This window comes from Caldalkalibacillus mannanilyticus JCM 10596 (assembly GCF_000615945.1).
Classification (GTDB): Bacteria; Bacillota; Bacilli; order Caldalkalibacillales; family JCM-10596; genus Bacillus_AT; species Bacillus_AT mannanilyticus.
The window spans coordinates 1-944 of record NZ_BAMO01000097.1; the positions used below are offsets into that span (position 1 = coordinate 1).

Sequence of the window (944 nt, forward strand, 5' to 3'; positions counted from 1 at the left end):
TGATGATATAAGTCGTAAAACCATTCTTTAAGATAATAAGCATATGCCAACTCATCTGACTGATGGTGATAATTGTCTAGCCTTTCAAACTGTTTAGTCGTTAAACGAAAGGCGCGTTTAAGCAAACAGAAACGTCCCTTTTTTAATCCTTCTATCTGTTTGTTTTTACTTTTACGTACGGCATCAAGAGCTAGATTCACCTTTTGAACAACATGGTATTTATCAATGACAATGGATGCCTTAGGCAAAGAGTTTCGACAAGCTTTAAAAAAGGGCTTCCACATGTCCATAACCACTACGAATGGCGGTTTTTCTTTGAAAGAATTGAGAAGATCAACGGTCGCTTCATAGTCCCTATTGGGACCCATTTGATGAATCATACCTGTCTGGATATCTGTAACCACAGTTTCATATCTATGACCTTTTCTTACAGCTACTTCATCAATTCCAATTACACCTGAGCAAGCACTATCATTCAATTCTTTCTTGGCTATGTCATAATAAATTCTCTCAAGCGTTTTATAGCTAACCTTCAATTTACGGCTAACGTAACTAATCGTAGTTCCAGAACACATATCAAACGCTTTCTTACGAAACCGATAGGTTTGGTGTTTACCAGTTGGTACTGATGTAAGTGGTTCAGAGAACACTTCATTACAATTATGACAACGCCAACGTTTGATATGGATAAATAGATAGAGAGTTTTATCTAATAAATCTAAATCTCGTACCTTCCTAATTCGCTGATCGTGTCTTTTAAGGGTTGATAAGCCACAATGAATACAATATTCTGGTGCCTTCTTTGTTTCGACATCTAAGTAAATGGTATCTTTTTGAATCTTTTGTTTTAAAATCATAAACTCTGGCAATCCTAGTGGTAAACAAATATTTGTTTTCACTCGCTATTCCTCCTATTTTTGTATTCGCCTACAAAAAGGATTGCC

General features: G+C 35.9%; 1 protein-coding gene. It reads right to left on the reverse strand.

Annotation, left to right across the window (positions count from 1 at the left end; translation table 11 throughout):
• Positions 1-899, reverse strand: an 899-nt coding sequence (locus tag JCM10596_RS22805; protein WP_051541423.1) for an ISL3 family transposase, incomplete at its 3' end; no start/stop codon positions are given.
• Between the last annotated feature and the right edge of the window lie 45 nt (positions 900-944).